This window comes from Aeromicrobium sp. Leaf245 (genome assembly GCF_942548115.1).
In the GTDB taxonomy this organism is placed as follows: Bacteria; Actinomycetota; Actinomycetes; order Propionibacteriales; family Nocardioidaceae; genus Aeromicrobium.
On sequence record NZ_OW824151.1, the window covers coordinates 3,348,912 to 3,364,811 of the forward strand.

Sequence of the window (15,900 nt, forward strand, 5' to 3'; positions counted from 1 at the left end):
AGTAGTCCATTTCAAGCACCCAGGACTTTCCGTGCTCCCGCTTCAGCCACGTTGCCCGCACCCGCTCCAAGCCCAGTGCAGACAGTCAGTACACCGACAACGAGCACGCTCGAAAGCGCCCCGATCGCCCCCGAAAACCTCGAACTGCCCATCATGAAGCTCCCCCAGTCGCCGTCACCGCGGCGCCTGCGAACGGACTCACGTCCGCAGCCAAAGGGGCCGATTTCGAGGAACGTAACACCGAGAATCTGATCTTGTTCACAAATTACGCAAACTTCGAGCCTCACGTTGCCGCAGGCCGGATCCCCCGTCGACCGGTGGACCCAGGACCATTCCTCAGCAGGCTTCCGAGGAGCGTCCACCATTTCACTGCTGGTGAAACGGCCCCTGCCCCTGACCTGCGAAGACGCCGCAATCGAGCGATCTCACGAACCCCCGCGCACCCCGACCCGGAAACGAAAAACTCGCCGCACCCGAGACCCGGATGCGGCGAGGACGCTGCGCTAGCAGTGTGACTGTGGAGCCGCCTGTCGGAATCGAACCGACGACCTTTTCATTACGAGTGAAACGCTCTACCGACTGAGCTAAGGCGGCGAAGGCCCAGCGAGGATCGCCCGCCGAACCTCGACGAGTCTATCCGGGCCCTGCGGGGGCCACAAACCGGGCCCCTACACTCGACGCGTGGACGGAACAGAGGACGTGCGGGCCGAGCTGGACGACATGCGATCCAGCATCGACAACATCGACGCGGCCCTGGTGCACCTGCTCGCCGAGCGGTTCAAGTGCACGCAGCGGGTGGGGCGTCTCAAGGCCGCGCACGAGCTGCCGCCCTCGGACCCCGAGCGCGAGTCGCGCCAGATCGAGCGGCTCCGCACGCTCGCCGTGGAGTCGGACCTCGACCCCGCCTTCGCCGAGAAGTTCCTGACCTTCATCATCGACGAGGTCATCCGCCACCACGAGGCCATCCGCTCGGCCTGACCACTCCCCGACCGACCCACGGCGACGCTCCGCGGCCGTCGGAGGTAGGTGGCGCGCGAAACCTGGGCGGTAGGAAGTCGGTCCTCCGCGATTAGCAGGTGCGTATCTGCGGCGGTCCTACCGCCGGGTGCCCCCGTAGCGCGGCACACCTACCTCGCACGCGCCGAAGCGGCGTGACGAGCCGAGAGCCGAGAGCGTGCGTCAGCCCTCGTCCTCGCAGGTGAGGCCGTCCTTCGGGACCGTGCCGTCGACGAGGTAGGCGTCGACGGCCTTCTTGATGCACTGGTTGCCCGACCCGTAGGCGGTGTGGCCGTCGCCGTCGCGCGTGAGCAGGACGCCCTCGGAGTCGCCGAGCTGGTCGGCGAGCGCCTTCGCGTTCTCGTACGGGGTGGCCGGGTCGCGGGTGGTGCCGATGACGACGATCGGCGCGGAGCCCTCGGCGTCGATCTCGACCTGCGGGCGCTCGGCCGGCTCCGGCCAGTCGCTGCAGCCCAGCACGCCCCAGCCCAGCGCCTCGCCGAAGACCGGCGAGGCCTTCTCGAACGTCGGCAGCTCGGCCTCGACCTCGTCGACGCTCGGGCGCTCACGGTTGTCGAGGCAGTTGACCGCGATGTTGGCCCAGCCGATGTTGCCGTCGTACTCGCCGTTGCCCTTGCGCGAGAAGTAGGCGTCGTTCAGCTGCAGCAGGACCGAGCCGTCACCGCGCAGCGCCGCCGTGAGGCCCTGCGAGAGGGCGATCCAGCTGGCCTTGTCGTACAGCGTGACGGCGATGCCGTAGAACGCACGCCCCTTGGTGAGCTCGCGATCGGTGCCGGTGGGCAGCGGCTCGTCCTCCAGCTGGCTCATCAGGGTCTCGATCGCGCGCTGCGCGGCGTCGGCGTCCTGCCCCAGCGGGCACGACTCGAGCTTCACGCACGACGCGATGTAGGCGTCGAGCGCACGCTGGAACCCGGTGGCCTGGCCCAGCGAGGACCCGAACACGTCCTTGGACGGGTCGACCGCGCCGTCGAGGACCATCGCGCCGACCTTGGCGGGGAACAACGTGGCGTAGGTGGCACCCAGCTGCGTGCCGTAGGAGGCGCCGAACCAGTCCAGCTTCTTCTGACCGAGCAGGGCTCGCGCGACGTCCATGTCGCGGGCCGCCTCCTCGGTGGAGACGTGGCCGGCGAGGTCACCGGAGTTCTTCCGGCACGCCTCGCCGAGCTCCTTGACCGCGTCGCGGAACTCCTGGACCTCGGCGTCGCTCGAGGGGTCCGGGTCGCTCGCGGCGTACTCGTCGAACTGCTCGTCGGGCAGGCACTCCAGCGGCGAGCTCTCGCCGACGCCGCGCGGGTCGACCCCGACGATGGTGAACGCATCGCGGACCTCGTCGCCCATGCTCCCGGCGAGCGATCCCGCGTAGTCGATGGCCGAGCCGCCCGGGCCGCCCGGGTTGACGAACAGCACGCGGGTGCCGTCGCCCTCCGCCAGGTAGCGCGCCGCCTTCAGCTTCGTGGTCTCGCCGTCGGGCTCGTCGTAGTCGACGGGCACCTCGATCGTGGCGCACTCGCGCTCGCCGCCGCAGTCCTCCCAGGTCAGCTCCTGGTCGTAGAAGCGCTGCAGCCCGTCGGGGGCCTTCTCACCCGTGGGCTCGAGCTGGGCCGTGGGAGCGGAGTCGTCACCGCGCGTGGCGACCAGCACGCCGACCACGACGGCGGCCACGGCGGCAAGGACGATCAGGACGAGGAGAGGGCGCTTCATCGGGTCCGGAATCCCATCATCATGCGTTCGAGGGTGAGCAGCGGTGCAGCGTTGGCGGTGAGCGCCTCGCGTGCCTCGACGATCGCATCGATCCTGCGGAGCGTCGAGTCGGGGGTCCACACGTCGGCGGCCGAACGGACCGCGTCGGCGACGTCGGCGTTCACGAGCGGCGCGCCGGGTGCCGTCTGCGCGACCACGACGTCGCGGCAGAACGAGAGGAGGTCGAGCAGGACGCCGTCGATCGAGTCACGCGCGAGCCGGGTGCGACGCCTCTTCTGGTCCTTCTCGAGCGAGGAGACCGCACCGGCGTAGCCGGCGGGCCTGCGGCCACGGTCCTCCACGCCCCACGACTGCTTGAGGTCGGAGGTCTCGCGCTCGTCGGCCACGTCGGCGACCGCGGCGGCTCGCGCGGTGGCCTCGTCGTTGATGCGCTGGGCGGCCACCAGGCAGTCGCCGAGGGAGCGCAACGACGTGGGCAGCGACAGGATGTCGCGACGACGCTCCCGTGCCTGCGGGTCGCGGGCCAGACCGCGCGCGCGACCGATGTGTCCCTGCGACGCCGCCGCGACCGCCTGCGCGAGCTGGGGCTCCACCCCGTCGCGCTCCACCAGCAGGCGGGCGATCGCGTCGGCGGGCGGGGTGCGCAGCAGCACGGCCCGGCAGCGCGACCGGATGGTGACGATGACGTCCTCGGTGGCGGGCGCGCACAGCATCCACACCGTGTACTGCGACGGCTCCTCCACCGCCTTGAGCAGGGCGTTGGCCGCCTGCTCGGTGAGTCGGTCGGCGTCCTCGACGATGAGCACCTGCCAGCGCCCGAGCGCCGGCCGCAGGGCCGACTTGCGCACGTACTCGCGCGCGACGTCGGTGCCGATGGACAGCCCGTCGGTGCGGATGACGGTGATGTCGGGATGGCTGCCGGCCGCCGCCGTGGTGCACGAGTGGCACTGGCCGCAGCCACCCAGCTCGCACTGCAGCGCCGCCGCGAACGCCTTGGCCGCGTTGGAGCGCCCCGACCCGGGCGGACCGGTGAGCAGCCACGCGTGCGTCATGGAGCGACCGTCGCCGCCGGCGGACCGGACCGCCGCGGACAACGTGTCGACGACCGGTCCCTGGCCGACGAGCTCGTCCCACACGCTCGTCACAGGTCACCGCCGTCGTGGCGGGCCTGCCCGAGCCACGGCTCGACCGCAGCCCGGATGGCGGCGTGCACGACCTCGGGCGGCTGGTCGGCGTCGAGGACGAGGTAGTGGGCCGGGTCGGCGGCCGCGAGGGTCAGGAAGTGCTCACGGACGCGCTGGTGGAAGTCGAGCGGCTCGGCCTCTATGCGGTCGGGCTCACCGGCGCGCGACAGTCCGACCGTGGGATCGAGGTCGAGCACCACGGTCAGGTGGGGCCGCAGGTCGGCCGTGGCCCACCGGGCGACGTGCTCCAGCTCGGCGGCGTCGATGGCGCGGCCCGCCCCCTGGTAGGCGAGCGTGGAGTCGACGTAGCGGTCGGTGACCACGACCTCGCCGCGCTCGAGCGCCGGGAGCACCACGGCGTCGACGTGCTCGGCCTTGTCGGCGGCGTAGACGAGGGCCTCGGTGCGCGGCGACAGGTCGCCGGTGGCCGGGTCGAGCACGATGCTGCGCAGCCGGGCGCCGACCTCGGTGCCACCGGGCTCGCGCGTGAGCAGCACGGGCGTTCCCTGGGCCGTGAGCCAGTCGCGCAGCAGGCGGGACTGGGTGGACTTGCCGCCCCCCTCGCCACCCTCGAGGGCGACGAAGACGCCCGAGTCGGTGTAGCGAGGCTGCATGTCGCCGATCCTAGGGGGCGGGTGCGACGGGGTGGGGTGGTGTGTCGTCGCGTCTGCTGCTGCGCTGGTTGCGGCAGTGCCGTCGTGCTGCTGCGCTGCCTGCGGTCGTCACGACTCACTGACGCACTGCCCGCGGTCACGACTCACCGATGCGCTGCCTCGGTCTTCGCTGGAGGCGGCCCCCGAAAGGCCTCGACCGGGGACCTGGGCGGGCGCTGGTCCGGGGGCGCGGGACTCATCTGGTGCCGGGGGTGGACCCACGATTCTTCCTTTGCGCGTGACCGGCGCAGCATTCTCCCTTCGCGCGTGCCCGCGGTGGATCCTCCACCGCACGAGCGCCCGGACGGTGGAATCCACACCGCTCGGCGCCTGCGGTCGTCAGGGATTCTCCCTTCGCGTGGAACGGTCCACGAGAAGGGAGAAGCCCTGACCGCCCGAGGACTCAGCTCTACGTGGCCGTCGTCTTCTTCGCGGTGGTCTTCTTGGCCGCGGACTTCTTCGCGGTGGTCTTCTTCGCCGCCGTCTTCTTGGCCGCCGTCTTCTTCGCCGGGGCCTTCTTGGTCGCCTTCTTCGCGCCCTTCTTGGCCGTCTTCTTGGCCGGGCCGCGGGCCCGGCGCTCGGCGAGCAGCTCCTGCGCACGCTCGGCGGTGAGGGTCTCCAGGGAGTCGTCCTTGCGCAGCGTGGCGTTGTACTCACCGTCGGTGACGTAGACGCCGAAGCGACCCTCCTTCACGACGATCGGGCTGCCGCTGACCGGGTCGTCGCCCAGCTCCTTGAGCGGCGGCTTGGCCGCACCACGGCGGCCGTACGTCTTCGGCTGGGCGTAGATCGCCAGCGCCTGCTCCTCGGTGAGGGTGAACAGCTGCTCCTCGGACTCCAGCGAGCGCGAGTCGGTGCCCTTCTTCAGGTAGGGCCCGTAGCGGCCGTTCTGCGCGGTGATCTCGACACCCTCGGCGTCCTTGCCGACCACGCGCGGCAGCGTGAGCAGCTTGACGGCGTCGTCGATCCCGATCGAGTCCATGCTCATGGACTGGAACAGGCTGGCCGTGCGCGGCTTCTCGCTCTTCTTGGCGCCCTCGGGCAGCAGCTCGGTGACGTAGGGGCCGAACCGACCGTTCTTGACCACCAGGTCGAGGCCGGTCTCGGGGTGCGTGCCGAGCATCTTCTCGGCGCCGGCCGGGTTGGCCAGCAGCTCCTTGGCCTTCGCGAGGGTCAGCTCGTCCGGCGGCAGGTCCTCGGGCACGTTGGCCCGAGTGGGGACGTCGGCACCGTCCTTGCCGGGCACCATCGGCGGGCCCTCGACGTACGGGCCGTACCGACCGACGCGGACCGCGATGTCGTCGCCCAGCTCGAACGTGGCCAGTCCGCGCGCGTCGATGTCGGGCAGGTTCTCGATCAGCCACTTGAGGCCGGTGTCCTTCTCGCCGCTGCCGGCCCAGAAGCTCTCGAGCACGCGCTGGCGGGCGTCGCGACCGTGCGAGACCTCGTCGAGCACGTCCTCCAGCTCGGCCGTGAACGAGTAGTCGACCAGACGCGGGAAGTGCTGCTCCATCAACCGCACGACGCTGAACGCGATCCAGGCCGGCACCAGCGCCGTGCCCTTCTTGAACACGTAGCCGCGGTTCTGGATGGTGCCGATGATCGACGCATACGTGGACGGCCGGCCGATCTCGCGCTCCTCCAGCTCCTTGATGAGCGAGGCCTCGGTGTAGCGGGCCGGCGGCTTGGTCTCGTGGCCGGCCGGGGTCAGCTCGTGCGCCGCGACCGTGTCGCCCTGCGCCAGGGCCGGCAGCTTGGTCTGCTGGTCGTCGCCCTGGCCGTTGTCCTCGCGGGACTCGACGTAGGCCTTGAGGAAGCCGTGGAAGGTGATGGTGCGACCGGACGCCGTGAACTCGACCGGGGCGCCCGCGTCGGCACCCGCGGCGTCGGAGGCCGTGGCCGCCAGCCTGATCGAGACCTGCTCGCCCCGGGCGTCCTTCATCTGCGAGGCGAGCGTGCGCTTCCAGATGAGCTCGTACAGCTTGTACTCGTCGCCGCGCAGACCCGTGGCCTGTGGCGTGCGGAACTTCTCGCCCGCCGGCCGGATGGCCTCGTGCGCCTCCTGCGCGTTCTTGACCTTGCCCGTGTAGGTGCGCGGCTTCTCGGGCAGGTACTCGGCACCGTAGAGCTCGCGGACCTGCGACCGGGCCGCGTTCAGCGCCGTCTGGGACAGCGTGATCGAGTCGGTGCGCATGTAGGTGATGTGCCCGCCCTCGTACAGACGCTGCGCCACCTGCATGGTGCGGGCCGCGCCGAACCCGAACTTGCGCGACGCCTCCTGCTGCATCGTCGTGGTGCGGAACGGGGCGTAGGGCTTGCGGGTGTAGGGCTTGGCGTCGACCGCGGCGACCGCGAAGGACTCGTCGCGCAGGCCAGCGGCCAGCGCCGTCACCCGGGCCTCGTCGAGGTGCGCGACCTCGGCGTTCTTGAGGGTGCCGTCGTCGGCGAAGGCCGAGCCGTTGGCCACCCTCTTGCCGCTCACGCTCACCAGCCGTGCCGGGAACAGGCGGGCGTCCTCGTGCTTCTCGCCCGCGTCGAAGGTGGCGTCGAGGTCCCAGTACGACGCGGACCGGAACGCCATCCGCTCCCGCTCGCGCTCGACGACCAGACGGGTGGCCACCGACTGCACGCGACCGGCGGACAGGCCCGACATGACCTTCTTCCACAGGACGGGGCTGACCTCGTAGCCGTAGAGACGGTCGAGGATGCGCCGGGTCTCCTGCGCGTCGACGAGGTCCATGTCGATGTCGCGCGGGTTCTCGACCGCGCGGGTGATCGCTTCCTTGGTGATCTCGTTGAAGACGATCCGCTTGACCGGCACCTTCGGCTTCAGCTCGTCGTACAGGTGCCACGCGATGGCCTCGCCCTCGCGGTCCTCATCGGTCGCGAGCACGAGCTCGTCGGACTCCTTGAGCAGCTTCTTGAGCTTGGTGATCTGCGACTTCTTGTCGGCGGCGACCACGTAGACCGGCTCGAAGCCGTTGTCGATGTCGACGCCGAGTCGCGCCCAGGGCAGCCCCTTGTACTTGGCCGGCACCTGGTCGGCGCCCTTCGGAAGGTCCCGGATGTGGCCCACGCTGGAGTCGACGACGTACCCGTCACCCAGGTACGACTGGATGCTGCGCACCTTGTTCGGCGACTCGACGATGACGAGCGTGGTCACGGTGATACTCCCTGCTGGACGGCGTCGGCCCCACTGGTCGGGGGCCGGACGGGGCAAACGCTAACGCGTCCTGTCAACAAACATCGTGCCCCGGGGGCCGACGTGGCGCGCGCCACGCCCTGCGCCGACGCTCTCAGGGCACCAGGAACCCGTCGGCCACGAGGTCGTGCACGACGGGTCGGTACGACTCACGCAGCTCGGTCGGGTCGCGGTCGAGCAGCTGGGCGAGCGCGTCGATCACCTGACCGGCCGTGAGGTCGCCGTCGAGGGCGCCGAGCAGCCCCGCCTCCACGGTGTCGACCTGCCTCGCGCGACGCAGCCCCTCCCCCAGCCGCACCACGATCGCCTCCGGGTCGGCCGCGCCCGCCGGACCGTACGTCTCCTGCGCCAGGCCGGTGGCCTGGGTCCAGCGGACGTCGAGAACGTCGTCGGCGTCGGCCAGGGCGTCGACCCGCTCGGCCCAGTCGAGCACGGCGGCGCCGACCGGTGGCACGACCTCGTGCCGCCACTGCTCCATCCGCAGCACCGGGACGTCGCGGTGGACCGCCCGCAGGTTGATCCACCCGAAGGCCATCGCTTCCACGCCCTGCTCGTCGAACCAGCCCAGCCACGCGTCGTAGCGCTCGGCGTAGTCGGGTCGGTGGCGTGCGCCCGCGTCGGCCAGCCACATCTCCACGTACGCCGGCAGGTCGACGACCTCGCGCTGCACCACCCAGGCGTCGAGCCCGGTGGGGGCGATCCAGCTGTGCAGACGTTCCTCCCACGGCTCGTCGGTGTGCACCCAGCTGCCCAGCACCTGGCACCAGCCGCCGGGACGCAGGTGGTCCGCGGCGCCCGAGACGACGGTGCGCACCACGCCGTCGGTCTCGAGCGACCCCTCGCGGTACACGAGCCGCTCCCCCGTGGGCGGCGAGACGACGAACGGCGGGTTCGTGGCGATCACGTCGAACCGCTCGCCGGCCACCGGCTCCCAGAACGAGCCGTCGCGCACGTCGACGTCGGCACCGTTCAGCTCGGCCGTGAGCCGTGCCGCCCACAGCGCGCGCGGGTTCACGTCGGTGGCGACCACCTGGTCGTGGCGCTGCGCCAGGTGCAGCGCCTGCACCCCGCAGCCCGTGCCGAGGTCGAGCACGCGTCCACCCGACGTGGGCACCGTGAGCTGCGCGAGCGACGACGACGCCTCGCTGATGCCGAGCACGTGCTCCGGTCCGACCTCGATCGGGCTGGTGTCGAGACCGGGCGTGAGGTCGCAGACCACCCACCAGTCGTGCTCCTCGTCGCCGTAGGGCCGGACGTCGACGAGCGCACGCACGTCGGACCCGTCGCGTCCGAGCAGCCCCCGCTCGAGCAGGTCGTCGACGAGCCCCGGGAGGGCGGCCTCGACGGCACGGGCCGGCTCGGCGCGCTGGAGGGAGAAGAGCCGCACGAGCGTGGAGAGCGCGGAGCCGTCGCGCGTGGCGCGCTCGGCCGGCGTCGTCTCGTTGCGCAGCAGGGCGGCGTGGGCGGCGGGGCCGAGGAGCTCCTGGACCCGGTCCACCGTGAACCCGACGTCGGCCAGCCGTGCGCGCACCTGTTCCATGCGGCCAGCGTGTCACGCCGCCACGTCGATGCCACCCACTCACCCTGGTTCTCCCCCACTCACCTGGGCGGACATCCCCAGGTGAGTCACGGAGTTCCGTGGTGGGCTCGCGATTCCCATCACCTGATGGGAATCGTGGGGACGGAGGGACGCGATGCGCCAGACGCACGTGACCCCCGCAGCGGGGCCGCGGGGGTCACGTGGGGTGGTGCGGTCAGGCGGGGCTGGTCGCCTCGTCCATGGCGCCGTCCTCCTGGACGTCGCCGATGGCGATCGGACGACGCTTGGAGATGTACACGGCCACCACGATGATGAGCACCGAGACACCGGCGATGGTGTACCGGACCCAGTCCTTGGCGTCCTCGCCGTAGGTCACCTGAACGACGACCGGGACGATGAGCAGGGCGACGAGGTTCATCACCTTGAGCAGCGGGTTGATCGCCGGGCCGGCGGTGTCCTTGAACGGGTCACCGACCGTGTCGCCGATGATCGTCGCCTCGTGGGCGGGCGATCCCTTGCCACCGTGGTTGCCGTCCTCGACCAGCTTCTTGGCGTTGTCCCACGCGCCGCCGGAGTTCGCGAGGAACACCGCCATGAGCGTGCCGGCACCGATGGAGCCGGCCAGGTAGGCGCCCAGCGGGCCGACGCCGAGGCCGAAGCCGACGGCGATCGGCGCGAAGATCGCCAGGATGCCCGGCGTCGCCAGCTCGCGCAGCGAGTCGCGCGTGCAGATGTCGACGACCTTGCCGTACTCGGGACGACCGGTGCCCTCCATGATCCCGGGGATCTCGCGGAACTGGCGGCGCACCTCGTACACGACCGCGCCCGCGGCACGCCCGACGGCGCTGATCGCGAGCCCGGAGAAGAGGAACACGACCGAGACGCCGATGATGAGGCCGACGAGGTTGCTCGGGTCGGCCACGTTGAGGATGCCGGAGATGACCTGCCCGTCGGAGGAGCTGAGCCCACCGAGGAAGGCCTGCAGCGGCTCGGGGTCCTGGACGTCGAAGCCGGAGAGCACCTCGCCGAAGCCGTCGCGGATCGCGTCGGTGAACGACCCGAACAGCGCGGTCGCGGCCAGGACGGCCGTGGCGATCGCGATGCCCTTGGTGATCGCCTTGGTGGTGTTGCCCACCGCGTCGAGCTCGGTGAGGATCTGCGCGCCCTCCTCGCCGACGTCGCCGGACATCTCCGCGATGCCCTGGGCGTTGTCGCTCACCGGACCGAAGGTGTCCATGGCCACGATGACGCCCACCGTGGTGAGCAGGCCACAGCCCGCCAGGGCCACGGCGAACAGAGCCACGACGAGCGAGCCCGAGCCGAGCAGGAAGGCGCCGAACACCGCCGCGCCGATCACGAGAGCGGTGTAGACCGCCGACTCGAAGCCGACCGAGAGGCCGGACAGGATGACCGTGGCCGGCCCCGTGAGCGACGTCTTGCCGACGTCCTTGACCGGGCGCGTCTCCGTGCCGGTGAAGTAGCCGGTGAGCGCGAGGATCACGGCGGCCAGGACGATGCCGATGATCACGGCGACCATGGCGATGACGCGGGGGTCGCCGTCCAGGCCGGCCACGCTCTCCACGGGCAGCACCTGCGACAGGATCGACGACTCGTCGGCCGTCGGGAGCGACAGGTCCGCGAAGGACGACGGCAGGTAGAACCAGGAGAAGGCCGACGACCCCACCGCACCCAGGAACGCCGAGATGTAGAAGGAGCGGTTGATCGTGCTCAGGCCGCTCACGCCCGGCTGGGCGCGGGTGATGAAGACGCCGAGGATGGCGGTCAGCGCGCCGATGGCCGGGATGACGAGCGGCAGGACCAGGCCCTGCTCGCCGAACGCCACCGAGCCGAGGATGAGCGCGGCGACGAGCGTGACGGCGTAGGACTCGAAGAGGTCGGCCGCCATGCCGGCGCAGTCACCGACGTTGTCGCCCACGTTGTCGGCGATGGTCGCCGCGTTGCGCGGGTCGTCCTCGGGGATGTTGTTCTCGACCTTGCCGACGAGGTCGGCGCCGACGTCGGCGGCCTTCGTGAAGATGCCGCCGCCGACTCGCATGAACATGGCCAGCAGCGCGGCACCGAAGCCGAAGCCCTCGAGCACCGTGGGCGCGTCACCCTGGTAGATCAGCACGACGACCGAGGCACCGATGAGGCCGAGGCCCACCGTGGACATGCCGACGGTGCCACCGGTGCGGAAGGCGATGCGCATGGCCACCTCGCGCCCCTCGTTCTCGGCAGCCGCCGCCACGCGGACGTTCGCCCGCACCGCGAGCCACATGCCGAAGTACCCGATGAGGGCCGAGAACAGCGCGCCGGCCAGGAACGCGACCGAGCGACCGATGCGGACGTCGGTGGCACCGGGCAGCGCGAACAGCAAGGCGAACGCGGCCACCGCGAACACGGCGAGCGTCTTGAACTGGCGGGTCAGGTAGGCCGAGGCGCCCTCCTGCACCGCCAGTCCGATCTCCTGCATCTTCTCGGTGCCGTCGTCGGCAGCGAGGACCTGGGAGCGGAACAGTGCAGCGAAGAGGAGCGAGACGACTCCGATCCCGGCGACCACAGCGACGAACGTCGTGTTGCCTCCCGAGAGCTCGAGATCACTCGCCGCCGCAACGAACGTCGCGTCGACCATGTATTCCTCCGTGGTGTGGGACAGGGGTGTCGGCCCCAGCCAACCAGGAAAATGTGACGCGGGCTACACCCGGGTAACAATCCTGCGCGTGTCGTCCACGGTGGGCGCGGTCAGGCCAGCGACGCGGGTCCGTGGGCGGCGCGCGCCGCCTCCACGGAGTCGTGCAGGCCGAACACCTTGTCGAGGCCGGTGATCTCGAAGATCTTGAGCAGCCGTGGGTGGGTGCACACGATGTCGAGGGACCCGCCCCCGGCGCGCACCTTCTTGAGGGCGCCCACGAGGACGCCGAGCCCCGTGGAGTCGAGGAACTCGACCCGCTCGACGTCGACGATGAGGCGCAGGTGCCCGGCCTCGACGGCCTCGACGATGGCCTCACGCAGGCGTGGCGCGGTGTACACGTCGATCTCGCCGCCGACCTCGATGATCTCGAACGGGTCGTCGGTGCGCGTGGTGAGGAGCAGGTCCATCAACGTCCTTCCGAAGGTGTGACCAGTCAACCACGAAGGGACCGAGCCCGCCCCCGTCTCGGCGGAGCCGTCGCGTGCCGCCTGGGAGACTGTGGGGGTGGACATCGGACGCCTGCTCTCGCGCCACGGCGACCGCATCCTCCACCTGCACGACGTGCCCGCCCGGGAGGCCGTGGTGGAGCCGTGGCCGGAGTGGGTCGAGCCTCGCGTGCGGACGGCGTTCGCGGCCCAGGGCGTGACCCACCTGTGGGGGCACCAGGCCGAGGCGCTCGCGCACGTGCACGCCGGGCGGCACGTGGTGGTCTCGACCGGGACCGCGTCGGGCAAGTCGCTGACCTACCAGGTGCCGGCACTCGACGCGCTGGTCCGCGGCAGGTCGGGCGACGCGCTCCAGGGCCACCGCGCTCCCACGGCGCTCTACCTCGCCCCCACCAAGGCGCTGGCGGCCGACCAGCTGCGTCGGCTCCCCCTCGGGCCCGACGGGGCAGCCCTCGTGCGCGCGACCACGGTCGACGGCGACAGCTCGCTCGACGACCGGGCGTGGGCCCGCGACCACGCCCAGCTGGTGCTCACGAACCCCGACACGATCCACCACACCCTGCTGCCCGGGCACGAGCGCTGGTCGCGCCTGTTCGCCGGCCTGCGCATCGTCGTCGTGGACGAGTGCCACCACTACCGGGGGGTCTTCGGCGCCCACGTCGCGCACGTGCTGCGTCGCCTGCTGCGGGTGTGCGCCCACCACGGGTCGCACCCCGTGGTGGTCCTGTCGTCGGCCACGGTCAGCGAGCCCGAGGCGTCGGCGCGACGTCTCACCGGGCTCGACGTGGTGGCCGTGACCGACGACGCGTCGCCCCACGGACCGCGGACGATCGCACTGTGGGAGCCGCCCCTGGTGGGTGCGGCGCACCCGTCGCAGCCGCCGACCCGTCGCTCGGCCGGGCGCGAGGCGGCCGAGCTGCTCACCGACCTCGTCCTCGACCGCACCCGCACCCTCGTCTTCTCCCGGTCGCGCCGCGGGGCCGAGTCCATCGCCCGCGGCGCCCAGCAGCGACTGGGCGAGGTCGCGCCCGAGCTGCCCGGCCGGGTCGCGACCTACCGTGGCGGCTACCTGCCGGAGGAGCGGCGCGAGCTGGAGGACCGGCTCCGCTCGGGTGACCTGCTGGGCCTGGCCGCCACGAACGCGCTCGAGCTCGGGGTCGACGTGAGCGGTCTCGACGCCGTGGTGAGCGTGGGGTTCCCCGGCACCCGAGCGGCCTTCTGGCAGCAGGTGGGACGAGCCGGCCGCGACGGGCAGCCGTCGCTCGGGGTGCTCGTGGCCCGCGACGAGCCCATCGACACGTTCCTGGTGCACCACCCCGAGGCCTGGCTGGGCGCGCCGGTCGAGGCCACCGTGTTCGACCCCGACAACCCCTACGTGCTCGGGCCTCACCTGGCGGCCGCGGCACAGGAGCTACCGCTCACGGAGGACGACCTGCCGCTGTTCGGTCCTCGGGCGCGCGAGGGGGTCGACGCGCTGGAGGCGGCGGGGTGGCTGCGCCGGCGACCCGGCGGCTGGTTCTGGACCCGGCGCGACCGGGCCGCCGCCCTGGCCGACCTGCGCGGCAGCGGCGGTGCACCGGTGCAGATCGTCGACGGTCCCACCGGACGGCTGATCGGCACCGTCGACGCGGGGTCCGCCGATGGCGAGGTGCACGAGGGCGCCGTGTACGTGCACCAGGGCGTGGCCCACGTGGTCGACGAGTACGACGTGGAGGACGGCGTGGCGGTCGTGCACACCGAGGACCCGGGCTGGTCCACCTCGGCCCGGACCACGACGGAGGTCTCGGTGGTGTCGACGCAGCGCACCCGCACGTGGGGCGCCACCACGGTCCACGTCGGAGAGGTCGACGTGACCAGCCAGGTGGTCTCGTTCTCGCGCCGGCGGCACGACGGCAGCCTGGTGGGCGAGGAACCGCTCGACCTGCCCGCCCGCACGCTGCGCACCGTGGCCACCTGGTGGACGCTGCACCCCGACGTGGTGCCGCAGGTCCTGGAGCACACGGACGTGCCGGGAGCAGCGCACGCGGCCGAGCACGCCGCCATCGGCCTGCTCCCCCTGCTCGCCACGTGCGACCGCTGGGACCTCGGAGGACTGTCGACCGCGGTGCACGCCGACACGGGAACGCTGACGATCTTCGTGCACGACGGGCACCCGGGCGGGGCGGGCTTCGCCGAGCGAGGCTACGAGGTGGTGGAGCGCTGGCTCCGCGTCACCCGGGCCACCATCGCGGGCTGCGAGTGCCCGACCGGGTGCCCGTCGTGCGTCGTCTCCCCCAAGTGCGGCAACTTCAACGAGCCGCTCGACAAGGCCGGCGCGGTGCGGCTGCTCGACGCCCTGCTGGACGGCGCGCCGGAGGACGGGGCCTGAGCGACCACCTGCGCCGGGTCAACGCTCGTACCAGGAAGGGGCGGCGCGGGCCTCGATGCGCGTGGTCCACGTCCCGCCCCACCACGGACGGGTCGAGCCGACCGCGGTCACGGTGGCGACGTCGAGGTCCATCCGGCAGCGTACGAGCCGCACGTCGTTGCGCCGGGCCAGCCGGTGCGCGGCCGCGCAGCCGTCGGCGCCCTCGGTGCTGGCGCGGCTGCCCGCGAGTGCGGCCAGGTCGGCAGCGGACGCCACCTGGTGGCGCAGCGTCACGAGGGCCATGACCTGCAGCCCCAGCGCCACCACGCCGACCAGGACGGCGACGACCCAGAGCGCGTGCACCGTGACCGCACCGTCCTCGGGGTGTCGGCCGGACGCGGTCGGGCTCACGGTGCCTCCGCGGCCGCGACGGCCGTCGCGCTGAGCTCGCGCGACCCGACGGTGGTGCCGAAGCCCAGCGGTGCGCGGGACCGGACCCTGACCGTGACCACGACCGTGCCGTCCTGCTCCTGCACCCGCACCCGGGCACCGGCCGGCGCGAGTCGGCGGACGAGCGCCGTGGCCCCACCGTCGTCCTCGCCCCGTGCGACGAGCCGCGCACCCTCGCGAGCGGCGTCGACGAGCCGGACCTGGGTCACCCCGAGCGACGCCACCCACACGAGCAGCAGCACGAGCACGAGCGCGAACGGGGCGAGGACGGCCAGCTCGGCGGTGGCCGTGCCCTTCTCGCCGCGCCCGGTCATCGGATCGAGGTCCACGGCCTGCCCCGGCGCAGGTGCTCGACGAGCGTGGTCGGGTCGAGCGCGCGAGCGAAGATCTCGCGCAGCTGGTCGAAGAACCAGCCGTCGGCCCCGATGTGGACCAGGACGGCGGCGCAGGTGGCGGCCCCGAGGGTGCCGACGGCGTACTCGGCGGTGGTCATGCCGTGCTCGCGTCGAGCGCCGCGGCGGGAGCGGCGGGCGGCGGTCCGGCAGAGGGACGAGACGTCGAAGGTGGAGGAGGTGCGCTGGTGCACGGTGGGCTCCTGGGGAGTCGGGTCGGTGCTGTGGTCGAGGTGCGGTGGCTCGATCCGGTGGGGCCGTCGGGGACTGGTGAAC

General features: G+C 71.9%; 12 protein-coding genes and 1 tRNA gene. 2 read left to right on the top strand and 11 right to left on the bottom strand.

Annotation, left to right across the window (positions count from 1 at the left end; translation table 11 throughout):
- Positions 1-518: 518 nt before the first annotated feature.
- Positions 519-594 (bottom strand) — tRNA-Thr (locus NBW76_RS16285).
- 87 nt (positions 595-681) lie between these two features.
- Between NBW76_RS16285 and NBW76_RS16290 the strand changes: the two genes are divergently transcribed.
- Entirely contained in the window at positions 682-978 is a 297-nt protein-coding gene (locus tag NBW76_RS16290; RefSeq protein ID WP_055969595.1) for a chorismate mutase, read from the top strand.
- Positions 979-1,179: 201 nt separating this feature from the next.
- On the opposite strand, the gene NBW76_RS16295 is transcribed toward NBW76_RS16290, so the two are convergent.
- From NBW76_RS16295 to NBW76_RS16325, 7 genes are all read right to left on the bottom strand, one after another.
- The gene (locus tag NBW76_RS16295; protein ID WP_055969598.1) at positions 1,180-2,718 is read right to left on the bottom strand and encodes an alpha/beta hydrolase; all 1,539 of its coding nucleotides are present in this window, start codon (positions 2,716-2,718) and stop codon (positions 1,180-1,182) included.
- A complete protein-coding gene (locus NBW76_RS16300) occupies positions 2,715-3,863 on the bottom strand; it encodes a DNA polymerase III subunit delta' (RefSeq protein ID WP_056552757.1) in 1,149 nt (382 codons plus the stop codon). Before NBW76_RS16300 ends, NBW76_RS16295 begins: the two co-directional genes overlap by 4 nt.
- Complete coding sequence (gene tmk, locus NBW76_RS16305) at positions 3,860-4,516, bottom strand: dTMP kinase (RefSeq protein WP_056552760.1); 657 nt, start codon at positions 4,514-4,516, stop codon at positions 3,860-3,862. Before tmk ends, NBW76_RS16300 begins: the two co-directional genes overlap by 4 nt.
- Before the next feature lie 448 nt (positions 4,517-4,964).
- On the bottom strand, positions 4,965-7,718 hold the full coding sequence (gene topA / locus NBW76_RS16310; protein ID WP_056552763.1) for a type I DNA topoisomerase: 2,754 nt from the start codon (positions 7,716-7,718) through the stop codon (positions 4,965-4,967).
- A gap of 133 nt (positions 7,719-7,851) precedes the next feature.
- Complete coding sequence (locus tag NBW76_RS16315) at positions 7,852-9,297, bottom strand: methyltransferase (RefSeq protein WP_056552766.1); 1,446 nt, start codon at positions 9,295-9,297, stop codon at positions 7,852-7,854.
- Between the two features lie 214 nt (positions 9,298-9,511).
- A complete protein-coding gene (locus tag NBW76_RS16320) occupies positions 9,512-11,929 on the bottom strand; it encodes a sodium-translocating pyrophosphatase (protein ID WP_055969609.1) in 2,418 nt (805 codons plus the stop codon).
- A gap of 110 nt (positions 11,930-12,039) precedes the next feature.
- Positions 12,040-12,396, bottom strand: coding sequence for an STAS domain-containing protein (locus NBW76_RS16325; protein ID WP_055969612.1), 357 nt, complete (start codon positions 12,394-12,396; stop codon positions 12,040-12,042).
- 97 nt (positions 12,397-12,493) lie between these two features.
- On the opposite strand from NBW76_RS16325, the gene NBW76_RS16330 reads away from it, so the two are divergent.
- Positions 12,494-14,803 (top strand): DEAD/DEAH box helicase, encoded by a 2,310-nt coding sequence (locus NBW76_RS16330; protein ID WP_200932647.1) that lies wholly within the window; start codon positions 12,494-12,496, stop codon positions 14,801-14,803.
- 18 nt (positions 14,804-14,821) lie between these two features.
- Here NBW76_RS16330 and NBW76_RS16335 read toward each other — a convergent pair whose 3' ends face one another.
- Genes NBW76_RS16335 through NBW76_RS16345 form a run of 3 tightly spaced genes read right to left on the bottom strand, consistent with a single transcriptional unit; the run spans position 14,822 to position 15,818 of the window.
- The gene (locus NBW76_RS16335) at positions 14,822-15,193 is read right to left on the bottom strand and encodes an Rv3654c family TadE-like protein (RefSeq protein WP_056552772.1); all 372 of its coding nucleotides are present in this window, start codon (positions 15,191-15,193) and stop codon (positions 14,822-14,824) included.
- A complete protein-coding gene (locus NBW76_RS16340) occupies positions 15,190-15,561 on the bottom strand; it encodes a TadE family type IV pilus minor pilin (RefSeq protein WP_156364678.1) in 372 nt (123 codons plus the stop codon). The genes NBW76_RS16335 and NBW76_RS16340 overlap by 4 nt, the downstream gene beginning before the upstream one ends.
- Entirely contained in the window at positions 15,543-15,818 is a 276-nt protein-coding gene (locus tag NBW76_RS16345; RefSeq protein WP_056552778.1) for a DUF4244 domain-containing protein, read from the bottom strand. Before NBW76_RS16345 ends, NBW76_RS16340 begins: the two co-directional genes overlap by 19 nt.
- Positions 15,819-15,900 lie beyond the last annotated feature (82 nt).

What these genes read in the sequence shown, in the direction of transcription:
- NBW76_RS16295 (WP_055969598.1), bottom strand. Translation starts at nt 2,718, where the DNA reads ATGAAGCGCCCTCTCCTCGTCCTGATCGTCCTTGCCGCCGTGGCCGCC.
- tmk (WP_056552760.1), bottom strand. Translation starts at nt 4,516, where the DNA reads ATGCAGCCTCGCTACACCGACTCGGGCGTCTTCGTCGCCCTCGAGGGT.
- NBW76_RS16315 (WP_056552766.1), bottom strand. Translation starts at nt 9,297, where the DNA reads ATGGAACAGGTGCGCGCACGGCTGGCCGACGTCGGGTTCACGGTGGAC.
- NBW76_RS16320 (WP_055969609.1), bottom strand. Translation starts at nt 11,929, where the DNA reads ATGGTCGACGCGACGTTCGTTGCGGCGGCGAGTGATCTCGAGCTCTCG.
- NBW76_RS16325 (WP_055969612.1), bottom strand. Translation starts at nt 12,396, where the DNA reads ATGGACCTGCTCCTCACCACGCGCACCGACGACCCGTTCGAGATCATC.